Genomic DNA, 18,946 nt, shown 5'->3' with positions numbered 1-18,946 from the left:
TCTAAAATAATTTATTAAAACAAGGTCTACAAATAAGAGTTTTTCCTCCATTGGCTTTTATATAATTATTTTCTTTTAGGGATTTATTGCAAACTTCACATAATATAGAAGATTTATTTTGAGAAGGTTTTGGCTTTGAAGTAGAAGTTTTTCTAGCCCTAGTAAGAGAAGAATAGAGTATTTTTTCATTTTTTTCTTTTTTAGGAACAACTGCATAAGAAATTTCAAATTCGCTTTCACCAAAAAACTCTAATTCAAATCTAGGATTTTCTTTATCATAAAATTCTTCTGTGATTATTCTTCTTATTTGAGCATCATTGACTATTAGTCCGCTTTTTTCAATTCCATCAAAAATACTTTTAGTTATATTAGCTGTATCTGGATGTCTTTTTTCACTTTTATAAAAAACCTTTAATATAGCAATAAGAGATTCTTCTAAAACCACACCAGGATTTTGAACACTTGCATGATAAGCAATTTCTTCTTCGTATAAAGCATATCTATCATGAGATTTTCCTGTATTGTAAGGAAGTATAGCTCTTCCATCTTTATTATGTAATTTAAAATTAGATTTTGATATAGGTGATCCAAGCACAATTACTTTTGCATATGATTTCATTTAGTGTCCTCCTTAAGAAATTATTAATATACCTTAATAATCCATTAATTCAAGTAAAAATTAATGAATAAAATTAATTTTAGGTATATAATAATCAAAGATAATATAAAAATTATCTTTATTTTTAATATACAGGACTAATTTATGTTTAACAAGGTATAAAAATTGATAATAATATTTGAATAGAGTATAATACTTGTGTTAATAAAGGTTAATTAAGAAGTAGAGGTATAAATGTATGGAAAAAAAATTAATTTTATCTATAGAATCAAGCTGCGATGAAACATCAGCAGCAGTTATAAAAGATGGAAGACACGTTCTTTCAAATATTATTGCATCACAAATAGATACTCATGAAAAGTATGGGGGAGTTGTTCCAGAAGTAGCATCAAGAATGCATATTGAAGTAATAAATGGTGTAGTAATGAAGGCTTTAGAAAAAGCTCAAGTAACATTAGATGACATCGATGCAATAGGAGTTACATATGGTCCAGGATTAGTTGGAGCTGTATTAGTTGGATTACAATATGCTAAAGGATTAGCTTTTTCTACAAAGAAACCTTTAGTAGGAGTAAATCATATAGAAGGACATATTTGTGCAAATTACATAGAACACAAAGATTTAAAGCCACCTTTTGTATCATTAGTAGTATCAGGAGGTCATACCTTTATAGTACATGTAAAGGGTTATGGAGAATATGAAGTAATAGGTCAAACAAGAGATGATGCAGCAGGAGAAGCCTATGATAAGGTTGCGAGAGCATTAGGACTTGGGTACCCAGGTGGGCCTAAGATAGATAAGTTATCTAAAGAAGGAAATGAAAATGCAATTAAATTCCCTAAGGCAAACTTCCATGATGATACTTTAGATTTTTCATTTAGTGGGGTAAAGTCAGCTGTATTAAATTATTTAAATAAATGTAAAATGCAAAATGTTGAAATAAATAATGCAGATGTAGCAGCCTCATTCCAAAAGGCTGTAATTGATGTGTTAAAGGAAAATGTACTAAAAACTTGTGCAAAGAAAAACATTAATAAAATTGCAATAGCAGGCGGGGTTGCATCAAATTCAGCGTTAAGAAATGTATTAATTAATGAAGCTAAGAAGAAAGGAATAGAAGTACTATTCCCATCACCTATATTATGTACAGATAATGCAGCAATGATAGGAAGTGCAGCTTATTTCAATTTAATAAACGGAAAAACAAGTTCTTTAGACTTAAATGCAAAGCCTAATTTAAAGTTATAGTTAGTAAATAGGGGGAATGGGAATAAGATGAAGCTTTTACCACATTCTAATGGCGTATATAAAGTAAATATGAGAAAGAAGTTAAGTAATAAGGACATAGCTAAAAGAATATTGATATTTTTAGGCATATTGCTACTTATAGGATTTCTTTATCAAAGAGTAAGTAATTTTATTGCAAAAGAAACTCTTAAGGCAAGAGTTGATTATACAAGAGTTGATGACAAAAGGCTAGATTATATAGTTAAGGGTGAAGGAAAATATACAGTTATATTTGATGGAAATATAGGTGGAAACCTAAATCAATGGAGTGAAATTTGTGATGAATTAATTAATGAATATGATGATATAACTACATTCGTATATAATAGAAGAGGTTATGGATTTAGTGATGGAGGATCTGTTAGAACTCCTGATCAGCAAGCCAAGGATTTAAAGATATTACTTAGAAAAGCAGGGATATCAGGACCATACATATTAGTTGGAGAAGAATATGGAAGTTTAGTTTTAACAAGCTTTGCTGAACAATTTAAAGATATAGTATCAGGAGTTGTTTTAATTGATCCAATTATTGCGAGCAACATTAAAACTGAAGAATATAAAAGTGAAAATAGAATAGAGTTATTAAGAAGAAAAATAGAGAAAATTGGGGCATCTATTGGATTAACAACATTGTTGGACAAGTTGGATTTAGATGCTGAAATAGGAGATTTTGAAGATAACTTAAATGAAAATGCTACAGAGGAATTTAAAGTACATAGAACTAAGAGTAATTATACAAGTGCAGTGTATAATGAACTAAAAGTATTAAGAGATGGAAGTATAAATGATCAGGTAAATGGTATGTTATCAGGAATTCCATATTATTTAATAGAGAAAGATGGACAAGAATCCTTAGAAGGGCTAGGAGATCAAGAATTAACAAAGATCTATAAGACTAGCAAGCAAGGAGATTTTATTTCACTAACTGAAAAAGATGCAATAATAACAGGAATAAGAACTGTTGTAAAGCAAGCTAATGATATTGAAAAGAGAAAAGGAAATTAAGATAGAGGTAAAAATACAGTGAATTAGTAACAACTAACTGATACATGATTATATTTTTTTACAATAGTTTATAAGAGCTACCTAATTTAGGTAGCTTTTTCTTGTGGAAAAATTTAAGTAGAATATTTTGAACTTATCGTTAAATGTTGTGTCATATAATTGTCACAAAAACAGGGTATATTATATTTAACAAATAAAGTTCGCGGAGGATTGAGATATTATGAATGATGATAAAAATATACAAGATGTTGAAAACTTTGAAGAAGTAAATGAAAATAAAGTGATTGAAGTAAAAAAAGATGTTATCGTAAAAGAAAATATTATTGAAGACAAAGCTAATGGGGATGAAGAGTTAGCTGTTGAAAAAAAGAATAAAGGTAATAGAAATGGAATGTCAAAGACTATAGCATTAGCTCTTATTGTTGGAATTTTAGGAGGTGCAGTAGGTGGTGGAGCTACATATTTTGCAATGAAAAATAGTAGTACGCAAAACAATATAACACCAAATCCAGCAACCTTTGCAGGAGATGAAAATGCGGCATTAACTCCAACACAAGCTTTTGAAAAGGTAGCTCCAGCTGTTGTTATAGTATCAGCAAAGGGAACTGTAAATTACGGAGGATTTATACCAAAGGAAGTTGAAGGAATTGGTTCAGGATTTATAATTAATGAAGAGGGATATATATTAACTAACTACCATGTAGTAGAAGGAGCACAAGAGGTTACAGTAACATTAAGTAGTAAGGAAGAAGTAAAAGCTAAGATAATAAACTATGATCAAGCACAAGATATAGCTATGTTAAAAATAACAGATGAGACAGTAAAGGTTCCAGCAGTAGTAGAGTTAGGTGATTCTGATGCTTTAAGGCCAGGAGAGCAAGTTATAGCTATAGGAACACCACTTTCAAAAGATTTTTCTCAAACACTTACAGGTGGATTAGTTAGTGGAATAAATAGAAATGTAGAAACTAGCAATGGAGTAACGTTAAACTTAATTCAAACAGATACGGCTATAAACCCAGGAAATAGTGGAGGACCATTAGTTAATACAAAGGGTGAAGTAATTGGAATAAATACATTAAAGATGTCAGGAGAAGCGGAGGGAATAGGATTTGCAATTCCTATTAATGAAGTAAAAGGAAGAATAGAATCTTTATCTAAACCTATATTAAACTTAGGTGTGTCTATTAGAGAAGTAGATGAAGAGTTAGCAAAGCAATATGATATGTCAGAAGGCTTATATGTAGTAGAAGTATCACCATTTTCACCAGCAGAAAAATCAGGAGTAAAGGGTGGAGACATAATTACTAAAGCTGATGGAAAGAGAATAAAGACCTTTGATGAGTTAAAAGAAATAAAAAATCAAAAGCAAGAGGGCGATTTAATAAAGCTTGAAATTGAAAGAAATAAAGAGAAGATAAATGTGGATCTTATATTAGAAGCAGAACAATAAAATATGTAATAGAAAAGTCTTTAGAAATAAAGGCTTTTTTATTATATAAAAATTTGTTAGAATTTTAAGGGAAATAAAATATTAATTGGGGGAATTATGGAGAAAATAGTGTTATATATTGTTGGGGCATTCTTTGTTATTGGAATATTCGATTATATCCTGGGAAATAAATTAAAATTAGGCACATATTTTGAAGATGGAATTAAAAATATAGGATCATTAGCCTTATCTATGGTAGGTATATTGTCAATAACTCCAATTTTATCAGATTTAATAGTAAAATATATAGTTCCAATAACTAATAAAATAGGTATTGATTCATCTATTATATCATCTAGCTTTATAGCAATTGATATGGGAGCATATAAAATAGCAGAGGGAACAGCTAGTAGTTCTGGATTAGTTTATTTTTCAGGAGTATTAATAGCATCAATATTAGGTTGTACAATAAGCTTTACACTACCATTAGCATTAGGAGTAGTAGATAAAAAATATCATAAGCTATTATGTAAGGGAATTTTATGCGGAATAGTAACTATTCCAGTAGGACTATTTGTTGGGGGATTATTATTAGGATTATCAGCAAAATTAGTTTTTATGAATTTACTGCCAATAATAATACTAGCTATATTTATAGCAATAGGATTGACATTGTGTCCAGATAAAGTAGTTAAAGGATTTACATACATAGGAAATGTAATTGTTATTATAAGTTTAATTGGATTAGGAATACAAGGATTTACATCAATAACTGGAATAGTTATTAGTAATAGATTAATGCCCTTAGAAGAGGCCTTAAGCATAGTTGGAAAGATTTCTATATTTTTAGGTGGAGCATATGTAATGTTAGAGATAGTTAAAAAGGTATTAGCAAATTACTTAGATAAAATCAAGGATAAAATAGGAATAAATTCTACATCTATTGCAGCTTTAATTGGCAGTTTAGCATCTGCTATAGTAGTTTTTTCAACGTTTGAAGAATTAGATGATAGGGGGAAGGTAGTTTGTTCAGCTTTTTCAGTAGCTGGAGCATATGTGTTAGGAGGACAACTAGGATATGTTGCAACTGAAGCAAGAGAGGTCGTTCTTATATACATTTTTGTAAAATTATTTTGTGGAATATTAGCAATAATATTATCACTTATAGTTACAAGAGATAATAAGGATATAAAATTATCATAATAATTATATAAGTAATTTTAAATGTTAATGTATAAAATTATGATATAAATAAGCCAGAAGAATTTAATTTTCTTCTGGCTTAAATTATAAATATGTAATTTAAATATTTAATCAAATAGAATGTATTAGTTATTAAAAGTTAGATAATTTAAAATCTTCGTTAGTAAGTTTAAATATACTTTCTAAACCAGGAGTTATATATATTTGATTTTCTTTTGTTATAAAAATTGCTTCTATCCCATCCATGCTTTCAATAAACTTAAATCCTTCAGTAAGTCCCATAGCAAAAACAGATGTAGACAATGCATCCCCATCAATAGAAGTATCACTTACTATAGTTATTCCTGCTAGGTCATTTTCATAAGGATATCCTGTTACTGGACTAAGAATGTGGTGATATTTTACCCCATCTTGTTCTAGGTATCTTTCATATACTCCAGAAGTTACAACAGATTTGTTGCTTAATAAAATACTTCCGATTATGTCACCTCTATCAGAAAATGGGTTTTGAATTCCTACTCTCCATTCATCACCACTAATTTTCTTTCCGTGAGTAAATATATTTCCACCTAGGTCAATTATTGCACTTTCAACACCTTTATCATATAAAAGCTTAGAGAGCTCATCTGCTGTATAGCCTTTAGCAATACCGCCTAAATCAATCATCATACCTGGATTTTTTAAGAAAACTGTTTTATCTTGTTCATCTAAAACAACATCCTTGTAATTTATCAGAGGCAATGTATTAGATATCTCATCAATAGTTGGAACCTTAGCTTCAGGCAAACCAATACTCCAAAGCTTAACTAATGGACCTATAGTTATATCAAAAAGTCCATTTGATATATTTGAGTATTCAAGTCCTTTTTTTATAATAGAAAAAGTATCTTCATCTACTTTAACTGGGGATATACCAGCAGACTCATTAACCTTGTCTATTAAAGTTCCTGTAGTGTTTATACTCAAGATGTTTTCAAGTTCCTTTACTCTTTCAAAAGCTGCATCTAATATAGATGTATCATCTGTATCATATAAGGTGACCTTAACTACAGTTCCCATTAAAACTTCGCTTTTACTTATAGGGGATGTAGGTTCGTTATTTTTTGAACAACCTGTAATAAAAGAAAGAAAAAATATTAACAATCCTAAAGTTGTTATACGTTTATGTGAATTTTTAAACATAGCACTTCCTCCTAAAATAATTATTAGTATTAGTATAACTAATATTAATATAAATAATAAAAAGACTTTAGGAAATAAATCCTAAAGCCTTATTGTTTAATATAATTATTGAGCGCCTGCTAATGCTTCAGTAGCTAAAGCTTTAAAGCTTTCAGTTGTGCTAGTAGCACCAGTTACTGTATCAACAGCTTCAACGTCTTGAGTTTCAACTAATGAAGCTTCTAAAGCTGGGAAAGCTTCGATTGGGTTACTTCCTGAAACTTCTTTCATTTTTGTGTTGTAGCTTTCGTTGTCTAACTTAGAAACACCAGTTTCAGCGTTAACTTCGTCATATTTAACTGTAGCTATTTTTCCATCTTTAACTTCGATTTCTATGCTAGCTTTGTTTCCTTTTTCATCTACAGCGCCTTCTTTGCTGTAAGAACCATCTTTTAATCCTGCTTCTTTATTTCCACAACCTACAAATACTGTAGTAGCTAATACTGCAACTGCAACTAAACTTAAAATTCTTCTTGATTTCATAATAAAATCCCCCTTAAATTAACTAAAAAATATTGCCGAATAAATATATCAGCAATATAATTATACACAATCTTTTTAACAACAGATATATAAATTACTTATGCAGTATAAGTAATACTAATAATGTTAAAAAAATGACAATAAACGCTAGAATAGTTATACCAACGATTAAGCAATCATATTATGTTTTTAAAATAGTAAAATTTCATTAAAAATTTGTTAAAAATTCTACAAAAAACAAGTTTTGGTGTATGGACATTAATGTAATAAATATATACAATTAATTATGCTATTTTAGAATTATTTTAAGAAATGAAAGGATGAGGTTTAGAATGTCAACTAATAAGATACTTATTCTTGGTGCTGGTTATGGTGGCGTACGTACTGCTAAAAAGCTAGCTAAGAAATACAAGAAAAACAGTGATGTGGAAATTACTTTAATTGATAAGCATCCATATCATACATTAATGACAGAATTACATGAAGTTGCTGGGGGAAGAGTTCACCCAGAATCAGTTCAAGTAGAATTATGTAAAATATTTGGAAAATCAAAAGTAAATGTAGTTACAGATTTAATAGAAAATGTAGATACTGACAATAAAAAAGTTAAGACTACATTAGGTGAATACTCATATGACTATCTAGTAGTAGGTACAGGTAGTGAGCCAGCATTCTTCGGTGTGCCAGGCGTTAAGGAAAATGGATTTACTTTATGGTCATTTGAAGATGCTATGAGAATAAGAAAGCATATACAAGATATGTTTGCTAAAGCTTCTTTAGAAAGAAATGCAGCTAAAAGAAAAGAAATGCTTACTTTTGTAGTAGCAGGTTCAGGATTTACTGGAATAGAAATGGCTGGAGAGCTTTTAGAGTGGAAGTCAAGATTAGCTAGAGAATATAATGTTGATGAAAGCGAAGTAAGCTTAAAAGTTGTTGAAGCTATGGGAACTATCTTAAATATGTTAGATAGAAAACAAGCTGATAAGGCTGAAAAGTACATGCTTAAAAAGGGTATGGAAATATTAAAGAATTCTCCAATAACAGAAGTTACTCCAAATAAGATAGTTCTTAAGGGTGGAGAAGAAATAAATACAAAAACTTTAATTTGGACTTGTGGAATACAAGGGAATCAAGAAGCTAAAGAATATGGATTAGAAACAGCTAGAGCAGGAAGATTACAAGCAAATGAATATATGCAAGCTGTAGGAAAGAAAGATGTATTCGTAGTTGGAGATATGGCTTATTTCGAAGAAGAAGAAGGAAAAGGAACTCCACAAATAGTTGAAGCTGCTGTTCAAACTGCAGATACTGTTGTTAAGAACATTGTTGCTTCAATAGAAAATAAAGAAATGAAAAAGTTCAAGGGAGCTTATCATGGATTTATGGTTTCAATAGGTGGAAGATACTGTGTTGCTAACTTAATGGGATTAAAATTATCAGGATTCTTAGCAATGGTTATGAAGCATTTAGTTAACATTCATTACTTATATGAAGTAAATGATGTACATGCTATATATAGCTACTTAAGACATGAATTCTTTGATATGGAAGATAGAAGATCAATAATGAGAGGTCATTTATCATCAAAAGCTAATAGATTATGGTTAGTTCCTTTAAGAGTTTATATAGGATGTTTATGGCTAGTTGAAGGTATAAAAAAATTACTTGGTGAATCTACATGGAAATCAATGTGGGATGCTAATAGTGTTAGTCAATTCTTCGATAGAATTAAGATTGGTGCTGATAGCTGGGTTAAAGATGGAAATATAAATATGCCATTTGAATGGTTACATGATGCTACAACAGGTGCTTCAGCAGCGGGAGAAGCAGCAGCAGAATTTGCTACTCCTATTATTAAAGAAGTTCCAGGTTGGTATGCTTCAATTATGCAAATAATGATGCCAAATCCAGAAGTAGCTGTTTGGTTCCAAAGAATAGTTGTTTTAATGGAAATTGGAATGGGATTATGCTTAATAGTTGGTTTATTCACATTCATTTGTAGTGGTGTTTCAGCTGGTATGGTAGTTAACTTCATATTATGTGCTATGGCTGGTTGGGAAATATTATGGTTCTTCTTTGGATCAATCGCTTTAATGGGTGGTGCTGGTAGAACATTTGGTTTAGATTATTACTTAATGCCTTGGATAACTAAGTTAGCCGATAATTTCTGGCATGGTAAAAAACAACCAATATACAAAACTAAATAATTATAATAGTATATATGAGGTAGAGCATTGCTCTACCTTATAAAACTTTAATGCATTTATTTGGTTTTTCACGGATAAACTAAATATAGTATAATTTAAATAATAGAAATGAGGTACTAAGATGTTTAAAAAATGGGATATTATAATAATTGTAGTCCTTATGATCATTTCATTTTTGCCAGAAGTAATCTTAGTAATGATTTTGGGAAAAGGTTATGATAATACTTATGCAGAAGTAACAATTGCAGGAGAATTATACAAGAATATACCTTTATCAGAACATAAAGGTGAAGAGATAATAGAAGTTAAGAGTAAGACAGGTGTTAATATTATTAAAGTTAGTGATGATAAAATATCTATAGTAGAGGCAGATTGTCCAGATAAGGTTTGTATGAAACCGGGATTTATACACAAGCCTGGTGAAAGCTTAGTATGTTTGCCAAATAGACTTATGATTCAAATCAAGGGAAATACTGAAGAAGATATAATTATATCTCACTAAGGAGCTAAGATATGAAGAAGACTAATAAAATTGTATATATAGGATTATTAGTGGCACAAGCATTAGTGTTACATATTTTTGAAAGAATGATTCCAGTTCCTTTTGTTACACCGGGAGCTAAATTAGGACTAGCAAATTTAATTACAGTTATAGCTTTATATACACTAGAAAATAAAAAAGATGCTTTTTTAGTATTATTTTTAAGGTTAACCTTAGGAACTATGTTTGGTGGTAATTTATCATCATTTATGTATAGTACAGTAGGTGGAATACTAAGTTTCTGCTTTATGGTATTAGTAAAGGAAACTTTTAAAGATAAGGTAAGTATAATTGGAGTAAGTGCTGCAGGAGCAATATTCCATAATGTTGGTCAACTTATCGTAGCATCAATATTAGTAAATAATATAGGAATAATGTTGTATTTACCCGTATTATCAACAGTTGGTATAGTGACAGGGATATTTATTGGAATTTCAGCTAATTATATAGTAAACCATTTATCTAAACTGCCTATGTTTAGATAAAAAAAGAAGGTGAGTAATAATGGACAAGATTTGGGATAACTATCCACAATTAAAAAAAGAACTTTTAGATGTTATTAAGGTAATGAAAAATAACGTAAAGTGTAAGGATAAAAAGATTGAAAACTCTATAATAGAATTAATTGAATCAGGTGGAAAATTATTAAGACCTGCTTTTGTTTTAATTGGATCAAAATTTGGAGATAACGATAAAAGTAAGTCAGTTCCAACAGCAGCAGTAATTGAATTATTACATATGGCTACTTTAGTTCATGATGATGTAATTGATGATTCTAAAACTAGAAGAGGAAAAGAAACTATGCAATCTAAGTACGGTAAAGATTATGCTGTATATATTGGAGATTACTTATTTTGTGTTTGTTTTAAAATACTTGCTACAAGCACATCATTAAATACAATCAAGGTTGATTCTAGAGCTATGTCTAAGATATGTATGGGCGAAGTAAACCAACTTAATTCAAGATTTTCAATGAAATTATCAGTTAAAGATTATTTAAGTAGAATATCAGGTAAAACTGCTGAGTTATTTGCTATATCATTATATTTAGGTGCAACAGAATGTGAAGCCGATAAAAAGATAGCTAATACACTTAGCAATATAGGTCATAATTTAGGAATGGCTTTTCAAATAATTGACGATATATTAGATTATGAAGGAAATGATGAATCCATAAAGAAGTCAGCAGCAAATGACTTAAAGCAAGGAATTTATACATTACCATTGATTTATGCACATAAAAATAATCCAAAGGTATTTAAAGAGTATATAGGAAAAGAATTATATTCAAATCAAGATATTAAAGAAGTAATTTCTTTAGTTAAAGAAAACAATGGTATAGTAGAAGCGAGAGGGTTAGCAGAAAAATATATGAAAAAATGCTTTAAGCAAATAGACTCTTTACCAGAAAATGAATATAAGTACATATTGAAGGATATAGCAGAAGGTCTGTTATTAAGAACATATTAAAAGGTTTCTTTATTTAAAGAAGCCTTTTAATATTTGTTTAAAATCTTTTATAAAAGACGAATTAGATTTATAGAATGAATTAAGATAGCTCAAATATATAGGTAAGCTTATATTTAAATCTTCAACTGATATTTCTTTTAAAAGGGTTGAATTACGAGAACTATTATAAATACTTCTAGGTATCAAAGTTAAGGCGTTAGTAGATTTAACACCGATAATAGCTGATATATAAGAGTTAGTAGTATAAACTATGTTTAATTTATCTATATTAGAAAGTTCAGAGCAACTAGTTGATAATAATACTTCTTCAATACATTTTTTGTTAGAAGCCATAATTAATGGTGTAGTTAATAACTCAGCTTTTGATATAGAACTTTTAGGAAAATCAATGTTCCCCACAAATATTAAATCATCTTTAGCGATTTCTATACTAATAATATCATCTTGAACATTAGGTTTGTTATAACATATATGTAAATCGCTTATGTTGTTAATTAGATTTAAACTAGAGCAACAATTTATTGAATTTAAATTAATAGTAAAATTACTAAAGTTCTTTTTGATTTTTGATATTGCTATAGGAATAATTGATGAACTTAAGGATTCTATTGACTCAATTGATATATAATGTTTTTGTTGAGACGAATTTTGAAGTTCCTCAATCATTTTATTATAGGTGTTAATCATTGTTTCAGAATGTTTAAATACTATTTCACCTTCAGGTGTTAAAGTAACTCCTTTATTACTTCGGTTAAGAAGCTTTACATTTAATTTTGTTTCAAGTTTTGATAGCTGTTGACTTAACGCGGATTGGGATATATGAAAGTTTTTAGCAACACTTGATATGCTTTTAGATTTAGCAACTTCATGCAAATATACCAAACTATCTATATTATTCATAACATTCTCCTCTATTATTGTATAATAGTATATTATAGATAGTTTTTTAATAAAAATCAAAAAAAATTCTTTAATAACAAAAAAAATCTAAATGATTATATTAATCATTTAGATTTTTACAATTTAGCAACATATTTTGCTAAATTATGCTGTTTATTACATTTTTGTATGCATTAAGTGTTTTTTCAGCTGTTTTATTCCATGAAAACTCTAAACTTTTTTCATAGCCTCGATTAGATAACTTGTCTTTATATTCTTGATTGTTAAGTAGTGAAACAATAGATTCACATAATTCATCATTATTAAAAGGATCAATTAAAATAGCGTTATCACCTGTAACCTCTGGAATGGAGGTTAGGTTTGATGTTATTACAGGTGTTTTACAGCTCATAGCTTCAAGTGGTGGAAGTCCAAAGCCCTCATATAATGAAGGATAGACAAAAGCTTCAGCTCCGTTATATAAAATAGGTAAAATATCATCATTTAGATAACCAGTAAAAAATACTAAATCCTCCATATTTAACTCTCTTACTAATTGAACAAGTTTTTGACCTTCATCTTTTACAGCACCACCTAAAAGAAGAACATGAGGAATAGTTAAATCTTTATTTATTTTTTTAAAGGCAAGTATAAGTTCACGAACATTTTTTCTTGAACTAAATCCTCCTATGTACAATATATATGGCTTATCTATTTTAAAGGTATCCTTTACAAAATTTTTACAAAATACTTTGTCTAATGGCTTAAAAGAACTATTTGCAGCTAAAGGAGTAACAAAAATTTTATCAGCAGGAAATCCGTTGAAAAACTTTAATATATCTTGCTTTGAATACTCAGATACAGTAATTATTCCTTTTGCAGATTCAATAATTGTAGGCATATTTTTAAGAAAGTTTGCAAGATAGCCCTTACCAGTTGTTTGTGGTAATACATATGGAATCAAATCGTGAAGAGTAACTATGCAATTAGTTGAGTAATTAGAGTTTAAGCCTATACCATTTTGAGGTATATGATGTAAATCAATATTATTATTAAGGGTATAGTTAGGAAAATAGAAATTTTCATAAAAGCTCCCATGCTTTCTAGAGGAAAAGACTATTTTACTATTTTGTGTTTTGTAATTTGAATAATTTTCACCAGTCCAAAAGAGTGTATAATTATTTTTTTTATCTATATTAAGTAATTCTCGAACTACATTTTCAGTGTATGTTCCAATTCCAGTTCCTCTGTATAGATTAATTCCTCTAGCGTCTATAGAAATTTTCATAAAGTATCCTCCTTTTATTTCATATATATTATAGATATTAATAAATTAAATATATATAACAAGATATTATTGAAATTTTAATTATGTGATAATAAACACACTAAAATAAAAAGAAACATATAATAAATAATTAGAAATAGTGGGGAGATATTTATGGATCTTTTATATTTGAAAAAAACCTTAGAAAAGAGCTACTTATTAGAAATCGTAAATATAGAAAAAGTTAAAAACACATATAAGATAGAAACTAAGGAGGGAGATTACTGTATAAAAATAGTTAAGTATCAGTACTCTCATTTTTCTTTTATTTTTTCAGCTATAAAACATCTTCAAGATAAAGGATTTGAAAAAATACCTGAAATAATTAATACTCGGGATAATCGAGGATATATCCAATTAGGTGGAAATTATGCATATTTAACAAAGTGGATTTCATCGAGAAGTAGTAGATATGAAGATTTAGATGAATTAAAAAGAGTATCAGAGAAGTTGGGTGAACTTCATAAATGCAGTGAAGGATTTATATTAGATGAGGGAATGAAACCTAGAATTGGATGGTATTCTTGGATAAAGGTATTTGAAACAAGGTGTGAAGAAATATTAGATTTTAAAAGAAGAATTAGTCAAAAGGCATATAAATCTGAATTCGATAATATATACCTAAAAGCAATGGAGGATGAATTACGGAGGGGAGCTCATTCAATTTTAGAATTAAAGGAAAATAAGTATAAGGAAATAATGGATAAGGAAGTAGTTAAAAGAGGGTTTTGCCACCATGATTTTGCTCATCATAATATATTAATAGATGAGAACAGTTGCATAAATATAATAGATTTTGATTATTGTATATTGGATTCACATTTACATGACGTATCATCATTACTTATAAGAGCTATGAAGGGTGGAAATTGGGATAATAAAATTGCAAATATTATATTAGATAGTTATAGCAATACACATACACTTTATGAAGAGGAATTAAAGTTAATTAAAGGGTTTATAAGGTTTCCACAAGGATTTTGGCAAATAGGTCTACAATATTATTGGGAGCAACAACCTTGGGGAGAGGAATTTATGGTAAATAAAATAAATAAGTATCTAAAGGATAGAGAAAAGAGGGAAGAATTTGTAGATACTTTTTTTAGGTGATTAGGAGGGGATTGAAATAAAGCGAGAAGACATATATTCATATTTTTATAATAAAAATATAGAAATATTAGATAGTAGTTTTAAGGGTGATGATAAAACAACTACTGAAGCTATATCAAAACAATTAGACTTAATTGTTGAGTTTCATAATTTAGTTAACCCTTATGTTGAAAATTTACTTCCTAGAGTTGGGTCATCTATTGGAAAGGATATAGAATCCTATAAGGTTCAACTAAAAAAATTATATATGGATTTAAATTATAAAAAAAGTATAGCAAGTTCTAGTATAGTAGATGAATATATAATAAAAAATGGGAAGGAATTTATAAATAGGGGTGAACTATCAATAAATCATGTTTTAAAAAGCAATTATATGGATTTAATAAAAAGAAGCATGAGGAATTATGAAGTATGCCTAGTAAGAGTTGACCAAGGAAACTTGAAAAAGACTGATAGTGGATTAAATATAGGATCAATAAAATATTTAACTTACAATTTAATTGAAAATGATTTGTATAGCTATATAAAGAGGATAAGAAGAAGAAATAGTGATATTGACTTAGAATCTTTAATAGTTAGTTATGTTCAAAAATCATTATTAAATAATGATAGTATTGAATATTTAAAAGGATTAGCGTCATATCCTTTTGAAACTTTAAAAGTATGGGATAAGTATTTAAGGGGAAGAGACTTACTAACGGAAGATGAATATATTGATCTTTTTAGCAAGGCTAAGATTATAGATGGGAAAAGTATAATAATTTAGTGGAGGGATTTTGTTGGTTAATAAAACAAGATATATTGAAAAAAATATATTGTGTAAATATGACTTAAGTGAAGAGTTTTTTAGTGAGTTAGGTATTGAGGTAACTGATGTAATTCCATTAAGAAAAATATTTATTTTAACAACATCTGAAGGAAGAAAAATTTTAAAATTAGTTAACTCATCCGAAGCTAAGCTTAAATTTATAGATACGGCATTAGAGTATGTATCGAATAAATATTCGCATGTGTTAAAATATTATAAAAATAAACATGGAGAAATATATATAAAATGGAATGGTGAAACTTATGTTCTGTTAGATATGATAGATGGAAGAGAAGCAGGATTTAACAATCCAATAGAAATTGAAATGTGTGCTAAAGCAATGGCTAATATGCATGAAGCTTCTAAATATATATTTGATGAGTTAGATAGCAATATAATAAAGGGAAATGTTGGAGCTTATGTTCCAGAAGAATTTAAGAAATCATTAAAAGATATGTTAGATTTAAAGGCATTTGTAGAAAAATTTAAATATAAAAATAAATTTGATAAGTTGTTTTTAGAAAATGTAGATAGTAGTATAGAGTATATAAAAAGATCAATTGAGCTTTTGTCAGTATCAAATTATAATGTGTTATTAAATGATAAAGAAAAAAGAGTATTATGTCATAATGATTTGGCACATCATAATTTTATTATTGATGGAGAGAATGTTGAGATAATAGATTTTGATTATTGTAATATTGATATGAGAATAGTAGATATAACCAACTATATTATAAAAGTAATAAAGAATTTAGCTTACGATAGTGAAAAAGTAGAAATTATATTTAATGCATATAATAGCATATCTGAAATAAGTAGTGATGAAGTAAAGGTTTTATATGCGTTAATGACATTTCCAAAAGACTTTGTAACTATAGTTAGAGATTACTATTATAAACAAAAAACATGGGAGCAAGAGGTATTTTTAAGTAGATTTAATAATAAGCTATCAAATGAAGTATATAGAAAAGAATTTTTAGAGAATTTCATATTTAGATTTGAAAAATATTTTTATTAGAAAGTAAAGGGCATCTTATTAGATGCCCTTTGTTAAATCAGAGAGTATTTATAATTTTTTTATAAGAGTGAATAGTTTTTAAAGCTGTTTTTTCCCATGAAAAATAAGAACTTGTAATAAATCCACTATTAATCATATTTTCTCTAAGTATATTATCATTAATAACTTTTTCTATAGAAATTGATAGTTCTACAACATCATATGGGTTAACTAGAAGTGCAGAATTGTTACAAACTTCAGGTAATGATGTAATATTTGAAGATATTACAGGAGTACCACAAGCCATAGCTTCAAGTGGTGGTAGTCCAAATCCTTCATAAAAAGAAGGATAAACTAGTAATTCAGATGCATTATAGAAAATAGGAAGTTTTTCAAGGGGAATAAAATCGGTAAAAATTACAGAATCAGAAATTTTTAAATCCTCTGCCCGTTTTTTATATATATCATAGGACAATCCTTTTTTGCCTGTAATAATTAACTTTAAGTTATTTTTAATTTCATTGTTCAAAAGTGAAAATGATTCTATAAGACCAATTATATTTTTTCGGGGGCTAAATCCTCCAACATAAAGAATAAACTTATCTTTTATACCATATTCAGTTTCAATTATTTTCTTGCAGCTCACTTTATCTAGGGGTTTATATATTTCTTCTGCTGCAAGATGTGTAACAAATATTTTAGATTCTGGAAATCCAAATTCTTTGGCAATATCTTTTTTTGAAAACTCTGAAACTGTTATTATTCCATTACAGTTACTTATAATTTCAGGAAGTTTTTCATTAAAAATTTTAAGATATCTATCACTAACTGTTTTAGGCATCTTTAGGGGGATTATATCATGCAAAGTAATAACAGTAGGGCATTTTATCTTAGATGAAAGTCCTACTCCGTTTTGGGGCACATGATAAAGATCCGTAGTATCACTATTAAAGATGTTAGGAACTTGTACCTCCTCCCAAAAATTATTATTGGACATAGCTTTTACAGATTCCACTGAAAAATTATCACCTAAGTTAAGAGCGGAGCCCTCAGGTAGAAATATTGAATAATTATTTTTTGAATCAACTTTATTTAAATTTGATATTAGTTGATAGGTATATGTTCCTATACCAGTACCTCTATACCATTTGGCCGCTCTTCCATCTATACCTATTATCATGATTTAATCCTTTCACATTGGTTTTAATTTATTATATTATATATAGTTAAAAAATGTTAATAAAAGAATGATTATATACATATAAATATAGAGGGGGTGAGCACTATGATGAGAGAATTTGAAATAGAAAGACAATTTGATATTAAAATCGAAGTTATAAAGGCTAACAAAGGGGTGTACTATCTGAAGACAAATAAGGGAGAGCGATGTTTAAAGAAAATAAATTATGGTCCTCAAAAATTATTGTTTGTTTATGGTGCTAAGGAACACTTAATAAATAATGGATTTGAAGGTGTAGATAAATATTTTTTAAACATAGAAGGAGAGCCATATGCTCTAGTAAATGAAGATTTATATACTTTATCAGAGTGGTTAGATGGAAGAGAATGTGACTTTCATAACATAGATGAGGTTAAGCTTGCAGCAAAAACATTAGCGAGAATGCACGAAGCCTCAAAGGGATACGATCCACCAGAAAACTCAAAATTAAAAAGTGACTTAGGTAGATGGCCTCACCTTATGACAAAAAGAATAAAGTCTCTAGATAAAATGAGAGACATGGTAAGAAAAAAGAATAGTAAAAATAACTTCGATTTATTATATCTTAAATCAATGGAATTTTATAAAGAAATGGGAAAGAAAGCATTAGATACTTTGGTTGAATCAAATTATTATGAGCTTTGTGAAATGGCAGAAACAGATAAGAGCTTTTGTCATCATGATTATACCTATCATAATATAATACTAGGGGAAAATGAAAACACCCATATTATTGATTTTGATTATTGTAAAAGAGAAATAAGATCCTTTGATATTTCAAATTTTATGATTAAAGTATTAAAAAGAGTAAATTGGGACATTAATTTTGCCAGTGGAATAATAGACTCATATAATGAAATATCTCCTCTAAGAGAAGAAGAGTACAAGGTATTATATGCATATCTTCAATTTCCACAAAGATATTGGAGGTTAGCTAATAGATATTATTATAATGAGGTTAACTGGGGGCAAAATACATTTAGTAATAAAATAGAAGGAATAATAAATGAGCAAGAGCATTGGTTAAACTTCTTAGAACAATTTAAAACTAGATACTCTTTATAATAAAAAAGTGCCATAGGCACTTTTTTTGTGAACATGTTCAAATAAGTTGCATATAATAAAAGATAATTA

Annotated in this window: 18 protein-coding genes; 12 read left to right on the top strand and 6 right to left on the bottom strand. The window is 28.4% G+C overall.

What is annotated here, in order from left to right; all coding sequences use genetic code 11:
- Nucleotide 1: 1 nt before the first annotated feature.
- Nucleotides 2-619: a RusA family crossover junction endodeoxyribonuclease gene (locus tag ACRDBA_RS02015; RefSeq protein WP_438571268.1), complete on the bottom strand. Its 618-nt coding sequence runs from the start codon at nucleotides 617-619 to the stop codon at nucleotides 2-4.
- A 238-nt stretch (nucleotides 620-857) separates the two neighbouring features.
- Between ACRDBA_RS02015 and tsaD the strand changes: the two genes are divergently transcribed.
- The 4 genes from tsaD to eutH all read left to right on the top strand — a co-directional run bounded on the left by tsaD (nucleotide 858) and on the right by eutH (nucleotide 5,547).
- Nucleotides 858-1,868 (top strand): tRNA (adenosine(37)-N6)-threonylcarbamoyltransferase complex transferase subunit TsaD, encoded by a 1,011-nt coding sequence (gene tsaD / locus ACRDBA_RS02010; protein ID WP_438571267.1) that lies wholly within the window; start codon nucleotides 858-860, stop codon nucleotides 1,866-1,868.
- Nucleotides 1,869-1,895: 27 nt separating this feature from the next.
- The gene (locus ACRDBA_RS02005; protein WP_438571266.1) at nucleotides 1,896-2,912 is read left to right on the top strand and encodes an alpha/beta fold hydrolase; all 1,017 of its coding nucleotides are present in this window, start codon (nucleotides 1,896-1,898) and stop codon (nucleotides 2,910-2,912) included.
- Between the two features lie 220 nt (nucleotides 2,913-3,132).
- Nucleotides 3,133-4,365 (top strand): S1C family serine protease, encoded by a 1,233-nt coding sequence (locus tag ACRDBA_RS02000; protein WP_438571265.1) that lies wholly within the window; start codon nucleotides 3,133-3,135, stop codon nucleotides 4,363-4,365.
- Between the two features lie 96 nt (nucleotides 4,366-4,461).
- Nucleotides 4,462-5,547: an ethanolamine utilization protein EutH gene (gene eutH, locus ACRDBA_RS01995; protein WP_438571264.1), complete on the top strand. Its 1,086-nt coding sequence runs from the start codon at nucleotides 4,462-4,464 to the stop codon at nucleotides 5,545-5,547.
- 132 nt (nucleotides 5,548-5,679) lie between these two features.
- Here eutH and ACRDBA_RS01990 read toward each other — a convergent pair whose 3' ends face one another.
- Both ACRDBA_RS01990 and ACRDBA_RS01985 read right to left on the bottom strand, forming a co-directional pair.
- Nucleotides 5,680-6,729: an FAD:protein FMN transferase gene (locus ACRDBA_RS01990; RefSeq protein ID WP_438571263.1), complete on the bottom strand. Its 1,050-nt coding sequence runs from the start codon at nucleotides 6,727-6,729 to the stop codon at nucleotides 5,680-5,682.
- Nucleotides 6,730-6,834: 105 nt separating this feature from the next.
- Nucleotides 6,835-7,251, bottom strand: a complete 417-nt coding sequence (locus ACRDBA_RS01985; RefSeq protein WP_438571262.1) for an FMN-binding protein — start codon at nucleotides 7,249-7,251, stop codon at nucleotides 6,835-6,837.
- A gap of 332 nt (nucleotides 7,252-7,583) precedes the next feature.
- Between ACRDBA_RS01985 and ACRDBA_RS01980 the strand changes: the two genes are divergently transcribed.
- From ACRDBA_RS01980 to ACRDBA_RS01965, 4 genes are all read left to right on the top strand, one after another.
- Nucleotides 7,584-9,458: an FAD-dependent oxidoreductase gene (locus ACRDBA_RS01980; RefSeq protein WP_438571261.1), complete on the top strand. Its 1,875-nt coding sequence runs from the start codon at nucleotides 7,584-7,586 to the stop codon at nucleotides 9,456-9,458.
- Nucleotides 9,459-9,579: 121 nt separating this feature from the next.
- Nucleotides 9,580-9,960 (top strand): NusG domain II-containing protein, encoded by a 381-nt coding sequence (locus tag ACRDBA_RS01975; RefSeq protein ID WP_438571260.1) that lies wholly within the window; start codon nucleotides 9,580-9,582, stop codon nucleotides 9,958-9,960.
- Between the two features lie 11 nt (nucleotides 9,961-9,971).
- Nucleotides 9,972-10,484, top strand: a complete 513-nt coding sequence (locus ACRDBA_RS01970; RefSeq protein ID WP_438571259.1) for a Gx transporter family protein — start codon at nucleotides 9,972-9,974, stop codon at nucleotides 10,482-10,484.
- Between the two features lie 19 nt (nucleotides 10,485-10,503).
- On the top strand, nucleotides 10,504-11,469 hold the full coding sequence (locus ACRDBA_RS01965; protein ID WP_438571258.1) for a polyprenyl synthetase family protein: 966 nt from the start codon (nucleotides 10,504-10,506) through the stop codon (nucleotides 11,467-11,469).
- A 9-nt stretch (nucleotides 11,470-11,478) separates the two neighbouring features.
- On the opposite strand, the gene ACRDBA_RS01960 is transcribed toward ACRDBA_RS01965, so the two are convergent.
- The gene (locus ACRDBA_RS01960) at nucleotides 11,479-12,369 is read right to left on the bottom strand and encodes a LysR family transcriptional regulator (protein WP_438571257.1); all 891 of its coding nucleotides are present in this window, start codon (nucleotides 12,367-12,369) and stop codon (nucleotides 11,479-11,481) included.
- 139 nt (nucleotides 12,370-12,508) lie between these two features.
- Complete coding sequence (locus ACRDBA_RS01955; RefSeq protein ID WP_438571256.1) at nucleotides 12,509-13,636, bottom strand: glycosyltransferase family 4 protein; 1,128 nt, start codon at nucleotides 13,634-13,636, stop codon at nucleotides 12,509-12,511.
- A gap of 153 nt (nucleotides 13,637-13,789) precedes the next feature.
- Between ACRDBA_RS01955 and ACRDBA_RS01950 the strand changes: the two genes are divergently transcribed.
- From ACRDBA_RS01950 to ACRDBA_RS01940, 3 genes are all read left to right on the top strand, one after another.
- Nucleotides 13,790-14,785, top strand: a complete 996-nt coding sequence (locus ACRDBA_RS01950) for a CotS family spore coat protein (protein WP_438571255.1) — start codon at nucleotides 13,790-13,792, stop codon at nucleotides 14,783-14,785.
- Nucleotides 14,786-15,032: 247 nt separating this feature from the next.
- On the top strand, nucleotides 15,033-15,551 hold the full coding sequence (locus ACRDBA_RS01945) for a hypothetical protein (RefSeq protein ID WP_438571254.1): 519 nt from the start codon (nucleotides 15,033-15,035) through the stop codon (nucleotides 15,549-15,551).
- A 13-nt stretch (nucleotides 15,552-15,564) separates the two neighbouring features.
- Nucleotides 15,565-16,614 (top strand): CotS family spore coat protein, encoded by a 1,050-nt coding sequence (locus ACRDBA_RS01940; RefSeq protein ID WP_438571253.1) that lies wholly within the window; start codon nucleotides 15,565-15,567, stop codon nucleotides 16,612-16,614.
- Nucleotides 16,615-16,651: 37 nt separating this feature from the next.
- Here ACRDBA_RS01940 and ACRDBA_RS01935 read toward each other — a convergent pair whose 3' ends face one another.
- Nucleotides 16,652-17,773 carry a glycosyltransferase family 4 protein gene (locus tag ACRDBA_RS01935; RefSeq protein ID WP_438571252.1) on the bottom strand — a complete coding sequence of 374 codons (1,122 nt, stop codon included), beginning with the start codon at nucleotides 17,771-17,773 and terminating at the stop codon, nucleotides 16,652-16,654.
- Nucleotides 17,774-17,878: 105 nt separating this feature from the next.
- Here ACRDBA_RS01935 and ACRDBA_RS01930 point away from each other — a divergent pair, with 105 nt between their 5' ends.
- On the top strand, nucleotides 17,879-18,877 hold the full coding sequence (locus tag ACRDBA_RS01930; protein ID WP_438571251.1) for a CotS family spore coat protein: 999 nt from the start codon (nucleotides 17,879-17,881) through the stop codon (nucleotides 18,875-18,877).
- Nucleotides 18,878-18,946: the final 69 nt, after the last annotated feature.

The organism is Clostridium sp. (assembly GCF_051654825.1).
Classification (GTDB): Bacteria; Bacillota; Clostridia; order Clostridiales; family Clostridiaceae; genus Clostridium.
Note: the sequence above shows the minus strand (reverse complement) of the source record. Positions and strands in the feature narration are given on the sequence as shown.